This window comes from Campylobacter sp. MIT 97-5078, assembly GCF_006864455.1.
Classification (GTDB): domain Bacteria; phylum Campylobacterota; class Campylobacteria; order Campylobacterales; family Campylobacteraceae; genus Campylobacter_D.
Window position 1 is genome coordinate 1 of the sequence record NZ_QHLK01000033.1, and the last position, 3,127, is coordinate 3,127.

Genomic DNA, 3,127 nt, shown 5'->3' on the forward strand with positions numbered 1-3,127 from the left:
TACGCTTACGCTTATAGGAGCAGGTTTAATCGTGGCTTTAAGCTCGTATTATCCAGCCAAAAAAGCTACTGAGGTTGATGTGCTTGATACTTTAAGAAACGAGTAAATTTACTTTTTACTCTTTAAATTAGCATGATTGATGCTTTTATAGAATATCAAAAAAACAAGAGATAGTTTAAAAGAAAGTTATTGTAAAAATTGGTTCTGGGTTTATAACTTCGCTAGGAATTAATGAATTTATAGACAAACAAAAAGAGCATTAGAAGGTGAGTAATGAAACTCAAAGCGAAGGAAATATTCAAAACCAATTTTATTTTTGGGCTAAGTTAAAGATAATGAAAAAAACAAATTATCAAATTTCTTATTCTCCTTATAGTGTTTTTAACTTAAATTTAATACATCGCAATTTCACTACAATCAAATTGAGTTTTAGCTTTAATTTTAATGAAAGATTTTTTAAGCAACTTAAAAAGAGAAGTAATGCCTTGCAAGAAGTCAATCGTTATGACTTCTTGCAAGGATCGCATTAATTAATACATACCAGCGTTTTTAAATTCTTCAGGATGTTCTATGGCATAGCGGAATTTTTCCCAATCTATTTGTTTATCCCATATACCAACTATTAAGGCTGCTACTGAATTGCCACATAAATTTCCAACAGCCCTCATTTCAGACATAAACTTATCCACTCCAAGTAAAACACTTATAGCAGCTACGGGAAGCACTTGTGCTAGGGTTGCTCCCATGCCATTATTTGCTTCAGTTATTTGCATTCCACCTAGTGCTGCAAGAGTGCTTCCAAGCACTATAAAACCAGATCCTGTAACCCCTACAGCTCCTTTAGAGGCTATCATTAATACAATTAAAATACTAATTTCATGAGTCAAGCTTAAATTCACACCAAAGGCTTGCACTAGAAAAATTAAACTCATAGCTAAATAAATATTTGTGCAATCAAGATTAAAACTATAGCCAGTTGGTAAGATAAGTCCCACCGTTGCTCTTGATAAACCTGCTTTTTCAAGTTTTCTCATTAAAGGAGCAAGAGCTGATTCACTAGAGCTTGTAGCAAATACTATTAAAACTTCTCTTGATATAAAACGCATAAATTTAAAAATATTGACTTTTGCAAAATAGCAAATCAAGCCTAAAATTCCAAAAATAAAAATCAAACAAGAAATGAGCATAACAAAGAGTAAATATCCTAAGTTAATTAAGGAGCTTAACCCAAAATTAGCAATTAAAACCGCCATAGCTGAAAATGCAGCTATAGGACTAAAATACATAATAATTTGTAAAATTTTAAAAACAAAATTTTGTATGACTTCTAAAGTTCTTTGTATAGCTTGTTTGTCTTCGTCTCTCATTAAAGATATGACTAAGGCTGTGATGATAGCTATAACTAAAACCTGTATAGTTTTACCATCGGTAAAAGGGCTGATAATATCTGTTGGAACAGCATCTTTTAAAATATGCATGATTTCAGAACCTGCACTTACCTCAGTGGTTTGTGCTATATATTTTTCAACGCTTTTGCTATCAACTTTACTAGGATCTAAATTCATCCCATGTCCAGGTTGCATGATATTTGCCATAAAAATTCCAAGAGCTAAAGCAAGTGTGCTAACTATTTCAAAATAAATAACAGCTTTAACTCCTATACTTCCAACCTTTTTTAAACTTTCAAGGCTGATGATACCTAAAACTATAGTAACAAAAATAATAGGTCCTATTAAAACTTTTAAAGCTGATATGAAATAATCAACCCCTGGTTTGCTTGCATTTGCTAATTCTTTGTCATAACACCCTAACAAAACTCCTGCAACAATCCCTAATATAACCCAAAATCCAAGACTTTTTAATATTCTTGTTAGTAAGGGAGGTTTATTTTCATTTAAACTTCGGCTTAAAGTTTCCATAATGAACTCCTTGAAGATTTTTAATTTAAACAATGCTAACAAAAAATGTATAAAAGGAAATTAAATTAAAGTGATTTAAAAATAAAAAGTAAGAATACTCTCTTTATAGTGTTACTATAATTCTCAAAAATTGCATATATTCTCTTATATTGTATTTTATGAAGTGATTTTTAAGTTTCATTTTTTTAAATACAACAAGACAAGTGTTTTTTTAAATTACTAAATAATGATGATAAATAAGCTTTCAAAACTTTGCCAAGAGCTTAGAAATGGAAATTTTGACAATAGGGCAATTTATATTAAAACAAAAAAAATAAAAAGCTGGCTCAAATTTTAACGACTTAAATAATACTTATAGATGACTTGGAAGCTTATTTAATTTATCCTCGTTTTGATAATCTTTCCCTTAAAGCCTAAGCTCACTAAGAATTTGTATATTTCTTCTTCATAAAGTGGAGCAGCGATGATGATGGCTTTGATATTTTGCAAATGCTCTAAAGTTGGTTCTTTGATAGCTATGTTTGAGTGCTGTAAAAACTTGCCTTGTTTTCGATTATCTAAATCAAAACAAAGTTGAATATTGGCTAAATTTTGCTTACTAAGAAAGCAAAGAAAAGAGTTTGCATGTGCTCCAGCTCCGTATATAGCTATGTTTGAATATGCTTTAAGCTCATCATTAAGCTTAGTGATCGCTTCATCAAAGTCTTTTTTAAAATCATAAAAGCGAGGAGTAAGATAGCTTTGTTTTGTGGCTTTTTTCTTTTTAAAAAATAAGCCCATGTGTTGATTTTCATATAAAAATAGCTCATCTACAAGCTCACAATGAAGCTTTGAAAGATGATTTATAAGCACACTTTTTTGATAATACCCACAATGATCATTAAAAATTTCATAAAAGCGTTTGTTGTCTATAAATTCATCAATATTAGGCACTTCAACATAGATAAGTCCATCTTCTTCAAGCAGATCAACCACTTCTTTTAAAAATAAAGCTGGCGTATAAATATGCTCAAGTAAATGCCTAAAAACCACACAATCAACCTTATGCTTGAGTATAGGTTTTATTGTTTGGGCTTCAAAAAAGCCTTGTATGTGTTTTGCGTTGCCAAGTTTTGATATTTCTAGTGAGACAATGGAAGGATCGATAGTATAGATAAAGCGAGCATCAAGGGCTAAATTTGCAGCCAAATCCCCACTTCCAGGCGCAA

Annotated in this window: 3 protein-coding genes and 2 pseudogenes; 3 read left to right on the forward strand and 2 right to left on the reverse strand. The window is 30.8% G+C overall.

Annotated features, from left to right (window positions below; all coding sequences use genetic code 11):
• Together DMB91_RS09190 and DMB91_RS08645 are read left to right on the forward strand one after the other, a co-directional pair.
• The coding region (locus tag DMB91_RS09190) for a hypothetical protein (protein WP_260604902.1) at positions 1 to 106 on the forward strand (106 nt) is incomplete at its 5' end.
• Positions 107 to 341: 235 nt separating this feature from the next.
• Positions 342 to 530, forward strand: a pseudogene (locus DMB91_RS08645) (hypothetical protein); the annotation flags it as partial.
• Here the strand turns inward: DMB91_RS08645 and DMB91_RS08650 are convergent.
• Positions 531 to 1,919: a cation:dicarboxylate symporter family transporter gene (locus DMB91_RS08650; RefSeq protein ID WP_143116913.1), complete on the reverse strand. Its 1,389-nt coding sequence runs from the start codon at positions 1,917 to 1,919 to the stop codon at positions 531 to 533.
• Between the two features lie 226 nt (positions 1,920 to 2,145).
• Between DMB91_RS08650 and DMB91_RS09195 the strand changes: the two are divergent.
• Positions 2,146 to 2,297, forward strand: a pseudogene (locus DMB91_RS09195) (hypothetical protein); the annotation flags it as partial.
• Here DMB91_RS09195 and DMB91_RS08655 read toward each other — a convergent pair.
• On the reverse strand, positions 2,295 to 3,127 hold an 833-nt coding region (locus DMB91_RS08655; protein ID WP_143116914.1), incomplete at its 5' end, for a class I SAM-dependent methyltransferase. The pseudogene DMB91_RS09195 and the gene DMB91_RS08655 sit on opposite strands and share 3 nt — an antisense overlap.